General features: G+C 58.7%; 11 protein-coding genes. 1 reads left to right on the top strand and 10 read right to left on the bottom strand.

Going from position 1 to position 13,992, the window contains the following annotated elements; genetic code table 11:
• Positions 1-41: 41 nt before the first annotated feature.
• On the bottom strand, positions 42-893 hold the full coding sequence (locus U5A52_RS22900) for a transporter substrate-binding domain-containing protein (protein ID WP_321936348.1): 852 nt from the start codon (positions 891-893) through the stop codon (positions 42-44).
• Positions 894-1,084: 191 nt separating this feature from the next.
• Here U5A52_RS22900 and U5A52_RS22895 point away from each other — a divergent pair, with 191 nt between their 5' ends.
• Entirely contained in the window at positions 1,085-1,981 is an 897-nt protein-coding gene (locus U5A52_RS22895; RefSeq protein WP_321936347.1) for a LysR substrate-binding domain-containing protein, read from the top strand.
• 73 nt (positions 1,982-2,054) lie between these two features.
• Here U5A52_RS22895 and U5A52_RS22890 read toward each other — a convergent pair whose 3' ends face one another.
• The 9 genes from U5A52_RS22890 to U5A52_RS22850 form a co-directional block, all read right to left on the bottom strand.
• Positions 2,055-2,984, bottom strand: a complete 930-nt coding sequence (locus U5A52_RS22890; protein ID WP_321936346.1) for an ornithine cyclodeaminase family protein — start codon at positions 2,982-2,984, stop codon at positions 2,055-2,057.
• Positions 2,985-3,983: 999 nt separating this feature from the next.
• Positions 3,984-4,385 (bottom strand): hypothetical protein, encoded by a 402-nt coding sequence (locus U5A52_RS22885; RefSeq protein WP_321936345.1) that lies wholly within the window; start codon positions 4,383-4,385, stop codon positions 3,984-3,986.
• 64 nt (positions 4,386-4,449) lie between these two features.
• Entirely contained in the window at positions 4,450-6,432 is a 1,983-nt protein-coding gene (gene acs / locus U5A52_RS22880; protein ID WP_321936344.1) for an acetate--CoA ligase, read from the bottom strand.
• A gap of 87 nt (positions 6,433-6,519) precedes the next feature.
• Entirely contained in the window at positions 6,520-7,971 is a 1,452-nt protein-coding gene (gene thrC / locus U5A52_RS22875; protein ID WP_321936343.1) for a threonine synthase, read from the bottom strand.
• A gap of 9 nt (positions 7,972-7,980) precedes the next feature.
• Positions 7,981-9,222 carry an acetylornithine deacetylase gene (argE, locus tag U5A52_RS22870; protein ID WP_321936342.1) on the bottom strand — a complete coding sequence of 414 codons (1,242 nt, stop codon included), beginning with the start codon at positions 9,220-9,222 and terminating at the stop codon, positions 7,981-7,983.
• 100 nt (positions 9,223-9,322) lie between these two features.
• Positions 9,323-9,766, bottom strand: coding sequence for an Lrp/AsnC family transcriptional regulator (locus U5A52_RS22865; RefSeq protein WP_321936341.1), 444 nt, complete (start codon positions 9,764-9,766; stop codon positions 9,323-9,325).
• Positions 9,767-10,004: 238 nt separating this feature from the next.
• Entirely contained in the window at positions 10,005-11,420 is a 1,416-nt protein-coding gene (locus U5A52_RS22860; protein ID WP_321936340.1) for an aldehyde dehydrogenase family protein, read from the bottom strand.
• Positions 11,417-12,496, bottom strand: a complete 1,080-nt coding sequence (locus U5A52_RS22855) for a homoserine dehydrogenase (RefSeq protein WP_321936339.1) — start codon at positions 12,494-12,496, stop codon at positions 11,417-11,419. Before U5A52_RS22855 ends, U5A52_RS22860 begins: the two co-directional genes overlap by 4 nt.
• Positions 12,497-12,777: 281 nt before the next feature.
• A complete protein-coding gene (locus U5A52_RS22850) occupies positions 12,778-13,905 on the bottom strand; it encodes a porin (RefSeq protein WP_321936338.1) in 1,128 nt (375 codons plus the stop codon).
• Positions 13,906-13,992 lie beyond the last annotated feature (87 nt).

Genomic DNA, 13,992 nt, shown 5'->3' with positions numbered 1-13,992 from the left:
GGGAGTGCTCGAGTACCTCGCGCACTCCTGCGGTTAGGCAGTTAGGGGAGCAAGTCCAGTCCAAACCACTTCTTCATCAACCGCAGATTGGTTCCGTCTTCGTTGACAGACTTGATTGCGCTGTTGAATTTATCTTGCAAGTCGGTGTCGGTTTTTCGGATGGCAACGTTGGCGGTTCCATGACCTACGACTCCACCCGTGAAGCGGGGGCCGGTGAAAGTGGCGTTAGCCATGTCGGGCTGCGAAAGCGACTTCTGCAGAACGGTGATGTTGCTCATGACCAGATCGATGCGGCCAGAAGCAAGGTCGAGGACGCTTGCCTCATGCGTCTTGTATTCGCGAACGTCGAGCAGTGGCTTGAGGTACTTGTCCGCAAATGCTGCTGCGGTAGATCCGCCTTGCACACCCACGACCTTCCCCTTCAAGAGCGGCGCGAGCTTTTCCAGTTCGGTCTTTGCCGCGCCTTCGTCCTGTGTGAGGTCGAACAGCTTACTCAGGTCGGGCAACTTCGAGAGTGAGTTGGATTTCATCGCGATGAAGCCGTTCGGTGCCTTCGCATACGGCACAGAAAACGCCACAGCCTTTTCTCGGGCTGCGGTTACGCCCATCGACGCGATAATTGCGTCGTATTTGCCGGCATTCAGACCCGGGATAATCCCGTCCCAGTCTTGCGCAACGATGGTGCATTGAGCGTTCATCCGCTTGCAAAGCTCAGCTGTGAGGTCGATCTCATAGCCCTCGAGCTTGCCGCTGGAGTTGGTGAAGTTCCAAGGTGCATAGTTGCCCTCGGTCGCCACGGTGATTTTGTCCCAAGTCTTGGCTTGCACTGACGTAATGGTGCAAGCAATGGTCAATGTAGCCGCGAGTGCGGCGAATTTTCGGAGGGTTTGCATAGGAGATTCCTAAAGGTCTGCTGTGGTTGTGGTTTGTCTCGATTTTTTCCGCGGACTGGCGGTGCCCGAATCCGCTTGTGATAACGCTATGCTCCTAATTCAAAAAGGCATAGTCCAATACTTTAGTTTGCGGGTACTATAGGACTATCCTATAGAGTCAGATCATGCACGAACGTCAAGGGGCGTAATCAGTGAACTATCGGCAACTTGAAGCATTTCGGGCGGTAATGGAGACCGGCACCGTGACGGCAGCGAGTCAAATACTATCCATTTCGCAACCTTCATTGAGTGCACATATCGCGAATCTGGAGCACGATTTGAAGCTGACCCTTTTTCAAAGGCGCAACGGTAGGCTGGTGCCTACCGCCGAAAGCAAGATGTTGCTTCCAGAGGTCGATAGCATCGTCAAAGGCATGTCCAGGTTGCGGGCCCTTGCGACGGACATGCGCGGGTTGCAATCTGGACGCATCACGATTGCTGCGTATCCTGCAATCTCGGGATTCGTTACCAACTTCGTTGCAACATTCGCCGCTCAGCATGAGCGAGCAACGCTTAACCTCCGCACGCATGGCTCGGAGCGAAATGCGGAGCTTGCGGCCGATCGCCTCGTGGATGTTGGACTGACGGCAATGCCGATTGCAGACCCCAGCGTGGCCTGCGAGGTCGTCACTGTAGCGCCTTCCGTATGTATCGTTCCAAGGGGTCACCGCTTGTCCGAGTTGAGCGCCATCGGCCCACGCGACTTACAAGGCGAGCCATTCGTTGCGCTGGGCCGAGCGGACGGCTACCGGCAATCGGTCGAAGAAGTCTTCGAGCGGGCAGGTGTGGATCTGAACATCCGGTTCGAGTCCACGCTTACTGAAACTGCATGCCACCTGGTTTCTGAGGGAGTTGCAGTGGCCGTCGTTGACCCCTACTGCGCGAATCTGTGGAGCGAACATCTGGAAATCCGCCCTTTCACCGCCGAAGTGCCTTGCTATGTTTATGCTGTCCGCAATCGCAACGTTGAAGTGTCGCTTTTCGTGCAGAGATTCGTAGACGAGCTTCGCACCGCATTCGAATCGGAGTTTTCAGCTCCCAAAGCGTGACGGGGAGCGCGCGCTCCTCCCCGTCACGTTCGCGATGAACGTACTGACGGTAGTCGAATCACGCGCGAACAAGTTACAGCATGGCTGCGCAGGCCGCCGCAAGGTCTTCCAGAGCGGTACCCACAGCCTTGAATACGGTGATCTCATCGGCCGATTGGCGGCCACGATGCTCTCGACGGCACAGCTCCTCAAGGCGGGCGCGAACGCCCTTCGCCTCGAGAACACCTGCTTTGATTGGCTCCAGAAGATCTCCCGCTTTAGCAAGCGCCTCGTCCGTGTCGATAAATACAGACGTGCCCGAGAAACAGTCGTTATCGCTCTCCCGCATGGCCGGAGTGAAGCCACCAATCAGGTCGAGATGAGTGCCTGGTCGGAGCCACTTTCCATGGATGAGTGGACTGGTCGAGAGCGTTGCACTGGATACAATGTCAGCTTGAGCGACGGCCGCCTCGAGGTCAGTCGCGACTTCGGCGACTGTGCCTTCTCGATTGAGCTTCTCGGACAGCGCGGAAGCGCTGCCGCTATCGATGTCCCAAACCAGCACCTTACGGATGGAGCGCACAGCGGAGTACGCTTCCGGAATCAGAGAGCCTACACGGCCACTGCCAAGCAGAAGTAGAGTCGAGGCGTCCGGCCGACTCAAGTAGCTTGCCGCCAGTGCAGACGCGGCAGCCGTACGCCGCGACGTAATGACATCGCCATCGAGCATCGCGAGTGGAACACCGGTCGACGCATCAAAAAGAATGTAGGTCGAGTGCAAGCCAGGCAAGTTCTGGCTACGATTGTCGGGAAAAATCGAGACAGTTTTAACGCCGAGCTTCCCGCCTTTCTGCCAAGCGGGCATCAGAAGGAGCGTTCCTTTTTGTTCGCCGTTGGCGGAATCAATCTTGTGGGAGTGTCGAAGCGGCACTTCACAACCCTCAACAAACATCGTTTCCAGCGCATCGATAAGCTTCGAAGCGGGAAGGCGGGCGATAGTTTCCCTTTGGTCGACAATCTGCATAAAGTTCCTCGTTGTGTGTGTCATGCGCCCCAGCAGAAGCGCGCCAGGAAAAGCCGAGATTCCTTCAAGAGGCTAGACCGAAAGCCGATAGAGACGCGTATGTCCCCCGTTTCAGCGCGCACTCAGACGAGTGTCATCAAATTCGAGTTGCCTCCCACTGCAGTCGTGTTAGCGCCCGACGCTCTCTCTGCGAGAAACTGTTCATATGCATAGCCTTGGGCAGCTGTCTTTGCGTTCTTCATCGACCGCTCCGGCGCGATCGAGCCGCTCCGCTTGCCAAGCGCGCTGGATCGCGCAAGGAGACTCTTCGCGTCTACCTCGTGATGCGGAGGAAGGCGCCACAGTTATCGGACGACGGCCCCGAAAGTCGACTGAGCTCTTTTGGAAGTGAAGTGCACTGAGAGACGAGACCGCCATTCGCAGAGACGCGCGGAACGAATTTATCCGCTTCGGCGGCCATGTGAGGCACGCAGCTGAAGCTATAACATCTGGGAATTTACCAATAATCAGTGGTTATGTACGCGAGAACCACCGGAGGACGCAATTTAAACCAATTGCCTCAGCAATGCAATGTCCTTATTTTCCTAGTAATTCAAACACCGCAAGCATTTCCTGACAATGAACAACAGTATCACCTCCTGGAATCGTCGGTTTATGAATGGTTATACGTCGGGCGCGAACTGACGATTCGAAGCAATTGAAGTCACGGATATGCATCTTGTGCACGGATGGCCTTCATAAAATCCTTCCGTATCCTCATTAACCAACAAAAAAAGACTGGCTAGCTGCCACGACTCGACCCCAACTCTTCGCGGCTCAGCTCAACGAACTTGGTCAGGCACGCCGCATCCAGCATGTGTTTGGAACGAAAAAAAACCCGGCGGAGCCGGGTCAACAGCTCGCGAACTCCCACAACGCGAGCTGACGTGGAGAGCTTTCGAAGTCTGCGTCTATACGGCGAATTGCACTGTCTCCTGCGAGCGGCCGAGGCAGACAAGCCTAAAGGGGAAAGCCACTCAGAGCGTCATCGAGATGAACGCAACGGGCAATGCCGAACGACCTCGCTTCCTGCAATTCCAGTTCGGTGCTACCTACCGCGATGACGCGATCGGGAGCGGTCTGGAGTGTGTATAGCGCAACGGCGTAGCGATCAACCAATTCCGACGAAAGAATTGCGGAAAAATAGGTCAACCCATTTTCTCCAAGCGCGGAGCCAATGGCGCTATTTAGATGCTCCGCGCTGAGATTGCTCAACAGCAGCAGCGGATACCCCTCATCCCTGATGCACTGAAGCAGCTGTCTAAGCGCTCTTTGCTTCGCGCGACCTGCTGCATTATCCAGATCGTCTTCTATCTCCAACCAGACGTGATCCATGTTTGCGAGAATTGCATCGATTGACATAGCGCGTTTCCGTGGCGTGCTGAGGATCCTTCAGTTTTTCGGTTTCCAGATGCGATTTCGATTACTAGCGCATCTCACTAAGCTGCTGAAGAATCGTAGGATTCTCAAGCGTCGACACGTCCTGCGTGATCTCTTCCCCCTTCGCGAGGGAGCGAAGCAGGCGGCGCATGATCTTGCCCGAACGCGTCTTCGGCAGGTTTTCGCCGAAGCGGATGTCCTTGGGCTTGGCAATCGGTCCGATCTCCTTGCCCACCCACGCGCGCAGATCGTTGGCGAGCTTCACGGCCTCGTCGCCCTGCGGACGCGTGGCCTTGAGCACCACGAAGGCCACCACGGCTTCGCCGGTGGTGTCGTCGGGGCGGCCCACCACGGCGGCTTCGGCCACGAGCGGGTTCGCCACCAGCGCCGACTCGATCTCCATCGTGCCGAGGCGGTGACCCGAGACGTTCAGCACGTCGTCGATACGGCCCATGATCGTGAAGTAGCCCGTGTCCTTGTCGCGCACGCTGCCGTCGCCCGCGAGGTAGAGCTTGCCGCCCAGTTCCTCGGGGAAGTAGCCCGACTTGTAGCGCTCCGGCTGACCCCAGACGTTACGGATCATCGACGGCCACGGGCGCTTCACGACGAGAATGCCGCCCTGCCCGTTCGGCACGTCCTGGCCGGTTTCGTCGACGATCGCGGCCATGATGCCCGGCAGCGGCAGCGTGCACGAGCCCGGCACGAGCGGCGTGGCGCCCGGCAGCGGCGTGATCATGTGGCCGCCCGTTTCGGTCTGCCACCACGTGTCGACGATCGGGCAGCGCTTGCCGCCCACGTTTTCGTAGTACCACATCCACGCTTCGGGATTGATCGGCTCGCCAACCGTGCCGAGAATGCGCAGCGACGAGAGGTCGTAGCTCTTCGGATGTACCTTCGCATCGGCTTCGGACATCTTGATGAGCGAGCGAATGGCAGTCGGCGCCGTGTAGAACACCGTGACCTTGTGCCTGGCGATCATGTCCCAGAAGCGGCCCGCGTTCGGGTACGTGGGCACGCCTTCGAACACCATCTGGGTCGCGCCGATCGAAAGCGGACCATAGGCGATATAGCTGTGGCCCGTGATCCAGCCGATGTCGGCCGTGCACCAGAACACGTCGCTCGGCTTGTAGTCGAAGGTCCACTTCATGGTCTGCGCGGCCCACAGCAAGTAGCCACCCGTGCTGTGCTGCACGCCCTTCGGCTTGCCCGTCGAGCCCGACGTGTAGAGGATGAAGAGCGGATGCTCCGCGCTCACGGGCACCGGCGCGCAGGTGTCGCTCTCGGCCGCCGAGACTTCGTGCATCCAGTGGTCGCGGCCTTCGCGCCAGGCAACCTTGCCGCCCGTGCGCTGGTACACGATCACGCTGTGCACCGCTTCGCAGCCGCCCATGGCAAGCGCTTCGTCGGCGATGTTCTTCAGCGGCAGCGCCTTGCCGCCGCGCATCTGTTCGTCTGCGGTGATGAGCGCGACTGCGCCCACGTCCACCATGCGCTCGTTGAGCGACTTCGACGAGAAGCCGCCGAACACCACCGAGTGCGTGGCGCCTATGCGCGCGCAGGCCTGCATCGCGACCACGCCTTCGACCGACATCGGCATGTAGATGACCACGCGGTCGCCCTTCTTCACGCCGCGCTTCTTCAGCGCATTGGCGAAGCGCGAGACGCGCGCGAGCAGGTCCTTGTAGGTGACGTTCGTGACGGTGCCGTCGTCGGCTTCGAAGACGATCGCGACGCGCTCGCCTATGCCCGCTTCGACATGCCGGTCGAGGCTGTTGTACGAGGCGTTGAGTTCGCCGTCTTCGAACCACGTGTAGAACGGCGCCTTCGATTCGTCGAGCACCTTCGTGAAGGGCTTTTGCCAGGTCAACGTTTCGCGCGCGAGACGTGCCCAGAAGCCTTCGTAATCGCGTTCGGCTTCGGCGCACAGCGCCTTGTAGAGGTCCATGCCGGACACATTGGCGTGTAACGTGACTTCCGCAGCAGCCGGGAAAATCCGGCGTTCCTGAAGCAAAGATTCAATTTGTGACATTCGTTCCTCGAAAACGACTGGTAAGGCTCGTCGGGCAGACGCAGATCCGATGAGACATATGATCGCTTGCCACGCCAGGCACGGTAGCTAGTTGCCTGTCCTGGCCGCAATAAAGTCCTTAACTCGCTGGGTGTCAGCCGGCAATACCTCAAAGCGCTGCGACAGTTCCTCAAGGCCCTCGAACGCCACCGGACGCTTCGGCTCACGCTTGAGCGCCTCGCGGACCGTCTCGCCGAACTTCACCGGCTGCGCGGTCTCGAGCACGATCATCGGCACGCCCGGCTGCAGGTGCTCGCGCGCGACCTTCACACCATCAGCCGTATGGGTGTCGATCAACGTCCTGTAGCGCGTGTAGAGATCGCGGATCGTCGCGATGCGGTCGTCGTGTGTGCTGCGGCCCGACACGAAACCGAACTGCTGCACGCGCACGAAGTCGCCGCTCGCCACGAGATCGAAACCACCCTTCTCCTCCACGTCGCGGAACAGTTGCGTCACGCGCGCCGGATCGCGGCCCAGCAGGTCGTACACGAAGCGCTCGAAGTTCGACGCCTTCGAGATGTCCATGCTCGGGCTGGTGGTGTGATACGTCTCCGCCGAGCCGCGCACGCGATAGATGCCGGTGCGGAAGAACTCGTCGAGCACGTCGTTCTCGTTGGTCGCGACCACCAGCTTTTCGATCGGCAGACCCATCATGCGCGCGATATGGCCCGCGCACACGTTGCCGAAGTTGCCCGAGGGCACCGTGAACGAAACGCGCTCGTCGTTCGACTGCGTCGCCGCGAAGTAACCGGCGAAGTAGTACACGACCTGGGCCACGACGCGCGCCCAGTTGATCGAGTTGACCGTGCCGATCTTCTGCTGCGCCTTGAACGCGTGATCGTTCGAAACGGCCTTGACGATGTCCTGGCAGTCGTCGAACACGCCTTCCACGGCCAGATTGAAGATGTTCGGGTCTTGCAGGCTGAACATCTGCGCCGTCTGGAACGCGCTCATCTTCTTGTGCGGCGAGAGCATGAACACGCGCACGCCCTTCTTGCCGCGCATGGCGTATTCGGCGGCGCTGCCGGTGTCGCCCGACGTCGCGCCGAGGATGTTCAGCTCCTGGCCGGCCTTCGCGAGCGCGTACTCGAACAGGTTGCCGAGCAGTTGCATCGCCATGTCCTTGAACGCGAGCGTCGGACCGTTCGAGAGTTCGAGCAACGACAGTTTCGCGCCGTTTTCCTCGCCGAGCGTGGTGAGCGGCGTGATCTTGCTCGCGTCTTCGCCATGACGCACGTTGCGGTACGTTTCGCCCGTGTAGGTGCGGCGCGTGATGTCGCGCAGGTCGTCGGCGGGAATGTCGCCGGCGAACTTCGAGAGGATCTCGAACGCGAGGTCCGCGTACGAGAGGCCGCGCCAGCGCGCGAGTTCTTCCTTGCTGATCTGCGGATACTCGGCCGGCAGATACAGGCCGCCGTCGCGCGCGAGACCGCCCAGCAGGATGTCGGAAAACGAATGATGCTCGCCGGCACCCGCGCCGCGCGTGGAAATGTATTTCATGAGCTTGTCTCAGCTGGTTTGAGCTTCGACCGACATGCTGTGGATGAGCCTCCCCAGGAAACGCTCGCACTCCACGAGCTGCGCCAGTTCGACGAACTCATTGGCCTTATGCGCCTGATCGATATCGCCGGGTCCGCAGATGATGCTCGGAACACCCGAACTCGAGAACAGCCCGGCCTCGGTGCCATAGGCGACCTTCCGCCTTTCCTGGTCTCGGGTAAGCGCGCGAACGAGTTGCGTGATGGCGGCCTGCTCAGTGGTATCGAGTCCGGGCGCCGTGGCGATCTTGCTCAATTCGATGTCGCCAGAGGGATACTCAGCCCGCATGAGCGGCAGCAGCGTTTCACGCGCGTAGCGGTCGATGCGTGCGAAGATTGTGGCCGGGTCAACCGTCGGCAGTCCGCGGAATTCGAATTCGAACTGGCATTCGGCCGGCACGGTGTTGATCGCATTGCCACCCTGGATCGTGCTGGTCTGGATGGTCGTAAATGGGACGTCGTACAGCTCATCGAACGGGCCATGATCGCGGAAAGCGTCAGCCATATCACGGATGTAACAGATCAGCCGCGCCGCATATTCGATTGCGTTGAGGCCCTTGGGTGTCAGCGAGGAATGCGCGGCGTGTCCGCGCACGCAGCATCGGTACATGTTGATGCTCTTGTGCGCGACGATCGGGCGCATACCCGTCGGTTCGCCGACGATGCAGCCGTCAGCCTTAACGCCGCGCTTCGCAAGGTCCCTGATCATCAGCGGTGCGCCAACGCACCCGACCTCTTCGTCGAACGACAAGGCGAAGTGAATCGGCCTGGCGAGTTTTGTGCCGATCATCTGGGGCACGAGCGTCAGCGCGGCGCCGATGAAACCCTTCATGTCGCAGGTGCCACGCCCGTATAGCCTGTCGTTACGTATTTCCGGCCTGAAAGGATCACTGTCCCATTGCTGCCCATCGACTGGCACCACATCTGTATGACCGGATAGCACGATTCCGCCATTGGTCTTCCCGTCGTGTGCCGGAATCGTGGCGAACAGATTGGCCCACTTCCCGCTTGCATCGTGGGTCAACGTCGAGTCAACGCCCAGGCTCTTTAGCTCGTCCCGTACAGTCTCGATCAGCCCGAGATTCGGATTTCGGCTCACCGTATCCATCGATACGAGACGCGTGACCCACGGAAGCGATTCGGGGAAGGCGGCGTGGGGGCGTGCGCTGTCGGATCGCGACGCAGCATTCGACGCATCATCAACACCTGACATGACTGAACTCCTGTATGGAAAGCGTGACACCTGGAATCGGGCGTAACAGCAAACGCGCACTTATGTGTCGCGATCAACGGTGCAAGAATGCACGAAATTCTTACCCGCGCCTTCGGTCAATCACCGCAGACAGGGTGAAACAAGTCGTCGTGTTTTGAACACCTTCCAGGCGGCTAATCTCCGCCCAGATCTCGCTCACACGTCCGCTACTGTTCGCGGTGATATGGACCATAAGATCGAGTTCACCGCTCATGATCGAGCAGTATTCGACTTCTGGAATCTTCGAAATCGCATCGGTCACTCCGACTCCCCGCATGCGATCTTTGCGGTAGACAAGTATCAATGCACTGACAATGTCATCGAGGGCGGGGTCGGCAAGGATCGCCGTGTATCCCTTGATGATCTTGCAACCCTCCAGTCTGTCAAGCCGGTGCCTGACCGACTGACGGGTAATTCCAACTTTCTCCGCGAGGTCGGCCAACGACATGCGTGCGTCCGCGACAAGCTCGTCAATGATCTTCTGATCGATCGCATCAACCTTCACAATCTCTCCACCACAAAAAATACATGCAGGATGCTGAACCAGAGCACCCACCGACCCCATTGACGCTTTTGCTCACGTGAAGCGAGATTTGCTGGATCGAAGACCCGTGCGCTTCCCTGGCCTTCGATCCAGCGGCACCCGCACCTCCCGCTTCAGTTCCGCTTTGCATTCGAGAGCGTCGCGTCGCGAGTTTTCGACGCTGCAGACAGCCGACCACCGTCGCATACCGCCTGGAAGGTTATTTTCTGCGGAAGCACACCACTTTCGGTTGACTCATTTCCATCATCGAAAACCGCACGCCCTCCCGTCCGAGTGATCCATACTTCGCGCCTCCGAATGGCATGCCATCGAAGCGATAGTCGGAAGAATCGTTAACCATGACGCCTCCGGCCTGAAGGCTTTCGGCTAACAGGAAGGCCGTTTCAAGGTGGTTCGTGAAAATTCCCGCCTGAAGGCTGCTCTCCGACGAGTTTGCAAGGGCGATCGCCTCATCGAGATCGCGAAAGCTCGAGATCGATACCACCGGCGCAAAGACTTCATCGGTCCAGATCTTGCAATCAACCGGCACGTCCGACAGAACCGTCGGGAAGAACAGCGCGCCCTGACGCCGGTTACCGGTGAGCACCCTGGCACCCTTCGAGACGGCCTCACTGACCCAGCTCTCGACACGCCGGGCTTGCTCCTCGCTGATCATGGGCCCAAGGTCCGTGGCCTCATCCAGCGGATCGCCTACGATCATTGCCTGTGTGAGTTCCACAAAGTATTTGACGAACTGGTCATAGGCCGCCTCGGCAACAAAGATTCGTTGCGTGCCGATGCAGTTCTGCCCCGCGGCCCAGAATGAACCAGAGACGCAACATTCTGCAGCGTCAAGCAAATCGCTGTCGGCCATAACGATGACCGGGGCGTTTCCGCCAAGATCCATTGCAATCTTTTTCAGACCGGCGTCGCGCGTGATAGCCTCTCCTGTCGCCGGTCCGCCGGTGAACGTCACCATTCGAACGCTGCGACTTCTCACGAGCGACGAGGCAATCTCAGCGCCTCCGTGGACGATCTGCAGCGCATCGCGCGGCACACCTGCTTCCCAGAAGCATTCCACCAGCGCCTGTGCAGATAGCGGCGCGAGCAGGGACGGCTTCAGGATCACCGAGTTTCCAGCGGCGAACGCAGGCCCCAGTTTGTGCGCGACGAGGTTGAGTGGGTCGTTGAAGGGCGTAATGGCCACCACCAGACCGATCGGTTCCAGCGTGAAATAGCCAGAGCGGTTCTCCGATCCGCTGTACGAGTCAAACGGAATGAGTTCCCCGACATGGCGTTTTGCTTCTTCTGCGGAAAGCCGCAGGGTGTTGACGCAGCGAGCCGTCTCCTTTTTAGCCTGGCGAATGGTCTTTCCTGCTTCACGTGCGATAGTCGTCGCGAACTGGCTGGAGCGCGCTTCAACCCGGTCCGCGACCTCAAACAGGATTCTTGCGCGCTCGCTGCGCGGTAGCCTCGAAACCTGCGAGGTTCCGGCGTTTGCCGCTTTCACCACATCGTCGACTGCATCGACGGGGGTCAGGCGTACCGAGCCAACCACAGCGCGATCGAACGGCGAGACAACTTCCACTGAACCCACAGAGTCCTGCAGGCAAGCTTGATTTGTCAGGGCATTCATTTCGTGCCCTCACGCGCCGCGCCATTGTGCACGCTTGCCAGTTCGAGAATATCGGAGAAGATCGCAAACGCCGTCTCCACACGACCCGCACCGGGTCCACTGATCGTCACGCTCCCGAGAGTATCGGTGTCGAACGTAATGGCGTTGGTCACACCCGTTGCTGCCAGGAGTGGGTGGCCGGCCGGTAGTAGTTGCGGACTCACGCCCGCAACGATCGTTCCGTCCTCGTTACGCTGGGCTCGCCCAATCAGACGCCAGCTGCTGCCGTTGTCGGGAGCCGAGCGGATCGCTTCTTCGCTTAGCCCGGTTATCCCTTCACAATGCACATCGCTGCGGCGCAGATCTGCACCCCACAGCGCGTTTGCGAGGATGAGAACCTTCATCTGAACATCGGATCCCTCAATATCGGCAGCAGGATTTGCCTCCGCGTACCCGCGCGCCTGGGCGTCCTTGACTGCTGCCTCGAAGGTGTCGCCTGCGGCAACCTTGCCAAGGACAAAATTCGAGGTGCCGTTCAGAATTCCGGAAAACGCGCGGATCTCGGCACCGCGCAAGGTCGTTGAGAGCTGACGGATAACAGGCGTTCCGCTCATGACGGAGCCTTCGAACATCAATCGTGCCCCGTGCGCGTCTGCGGTGGCCATGAGGGACTTGAACGCCAGGGCGACGGGTCCCTTGTTTGTCGTAATCACGTGCTTGCCAGACTCGAGCGCCGTACGGCAATGCGAAAGTGCCGGCTCACCCGTATTTGGATCGGTGAACGTCGCTTCAACGACGACATCCACGATGTCGGACGCGATTACCTTGAGCGTCGTAGCCAGATCGGCGTTCGGCTGGATATCCGTCCCCGCACAGTTGAGCAGGGGTTTCACTTCCAGTCCACATTCGATGCAATTGAGCAAAACATCGAGCGGGAAACCACCCGGGTTGGTTAGTACACCCATTCGCAAATCCACTACCGCGGTCACTTTCAGGTCGATGCCATATGCGCGAAGCACCTCCCTTTTCGTATCAAGCAGTTGCACAAGGCCCTGGTTCACACCACCGAATCCGATCAACGCCAGTCTGAGTTCCATCTTCCTCACCTCGTTAAAAAACCAGATCTCATTCTACGGATGCGTTTCGGTCACCAAAATCAGCCAAATGAACATTAACGACCTAAGTTGCCTGCGTATCGCCAATGCTGTCTGCCACGCGTTACAAACCATGCGGACGACGCGGGCAACGACGCGGATCACCTGTGGCGTCCATTGCCCATGGTCATCCGGAACGCTACCGACGAACGCCCTTGAACGGCTCCTCGACATTCATGAATGCCTGAGCGACTACCGAAACGGTAGTCGCTTTCTCTTATCCGTTAGAACGCGTGCTTCATCCCAATGCGCAGCAAGAGCTGCGAGTTGTTAGAGGACGGTGCCGCAGAACCGGTAATGTACGCATTTGCGAAAACGGTGCCTTCGCCACCCGTGACATGCTGATACGTGCCCTGAACGTACACGTCCGTCCTCTTCGAGAGATAGTAGTCGCCGAGTAGACCAACCTGATTCCACTTCGGCTTGCTCTTACCCGTCGAAGTATCGAGGTTACCTTCGGTAAAGTTGTACATCACCAAACCGAAGAATGCGGGGGTGAACTGATACTTTCCGAACACTTCGACATTGTCGAATTTCAGGGAACTGGTCGTACCCAGGGAGCCGATATAGGCAGACGACGTCGGGTTCAACAGAGACGTGTGGGTGTAGTTAAGGCCCGCTGTCGCGGAACCGAGCACATACGTCGCAGCAACCCCCCACGTCTGCTGGCGTTGAGCAACGAAGTTTGTGTCGTTGGTCGCGAGCGCTCCTGATGCGTTCGCGCCTCCCGCATTTGCCTGGAGATAGGCCGCTGCGAGCGACAAGCCGCCGCCCGAGTACGAAACGCCGGTGCTGTAGAGCCGATTGGTGGCAAAACCGCCCGCCTGATTACTGAAGCCGTAGAGCCCCTCGATTTGAGCGCCACCGAACTTCGGACTCGAGTATTTGACCGCGTTATTTGCGCGGAACGTGTTGTCTGTGTTGTCGTTATCGTATGGATGGGCGAAGGGCCAGCCACCGTAACCACCATTCGCCGTCAACGGACCCAGGTAGTCAACGATCGTATCGTATTGACGCCCGAATGTGACTGTGCCGAGGGAATCACTCTTCATGCCGACGAATGCCTGGCGCCCAAAAATGCGCCCTCCCTGGCCAAGTGCCCCGGAATCCAGGCTGAATCCGTTTTCAAGGGTAAAGATCGCGCTCAATCCTCCACCAAGATCCTCCGAGCCCTTCAACCCCCAACGGTCTCCCGCGTCCCACCCGCTTTGGGTCTGGTATGCCTTTTTCCCACCAGCATTGTTCGTAAAACCGAAGCCTTCGTCGATGAGACCATACAGAGTAACGGAGCTCTGTGCAAACACACCCGTTGAGATGAGCATTGACGCAACTGCGATTGCGGTCTTCTTCATATCCAAATCCCTTGTCGTAAAAATATTTCTTTGATTCAGCGGTGACGACATCTTGTAGACCAACGGTGCAACAGACGTGCATCGATA

This window comes from Paraburkholderia sp. J8-2 (assembly GCF_905220195.1).
Classification (GTDB): Bacteria; Pseudomonadota; Gammaproteobacteria; order Burkholderiales; family Burkholderiaceae; genus Paraburkholderia.
The sequence above is the reverse complement of the archived record's forward strand: the minus strand, read 5'-3'. Positions and strand labels throughout refer to the sequence as shown.

Coding starts and splice junctions, on each gene's coding strand:
- U5A52_RS22900 (WP_321936348.1), bottom strand. CDS start 893: ATGCAAACCCTCCGAAAATTCGCCGCACTCGCGGCTACATTGACCATT.
- U5A52_RS22890 (WP_321936346.1), bottom strand. CDS start 2,984: ATGCAGATTGTCGACCAAAGGGAAACTATCGCCCGCCTTCCCGCTTCG.
- U5A52_RS22885 (WP_321936345.1), bottom strand. CDS start 4,385: ATGTCAATCGATGCAATTCTCGCAAACATGGATCACGTCTGGTTGGAG.
- acs (WP_321936344.1), bottom strand. CDS start 6,432: ATGTCACAAATTGAATCTTTGCTTCAGGAACGCCGGATTTTCCCGGCT.
- thrC (WP_321936343.1), bottom strand. CDS start 7,971: ATGAAATACATTTCCACGCGCGGCGCGGGTGCCGGCGAGCATCATTCG.
- argE (WP_321936342.1), bottom strand. CDS start 9,222: ATGTCAGGTGTTGATGATGCGTCGAATGCTGCGTCGCGATCCGACAGC.
- U5A52_RS22860 (WP_321936340.1), bottom strand. CDS start 11,420: ATGAATGCCCTGACAAATCAAGCTTGCCTGCAGGACTCTGTGGGTTCA.
- U5A52_RS22855 (WP_321936339.1), bottom strand. CDS start 12,496: ATGGAACTCAGACTGGCGTTGATCGGATTCGGTGGTGTGAACCAGGGC.
- U5A52_RS22850 (WP_321936338.1), bottom strand. CDS start 13,905: ATGAAGAAGACCGCAATCGCAGTTGCGTCAATGCTCATCTCAACGGGT.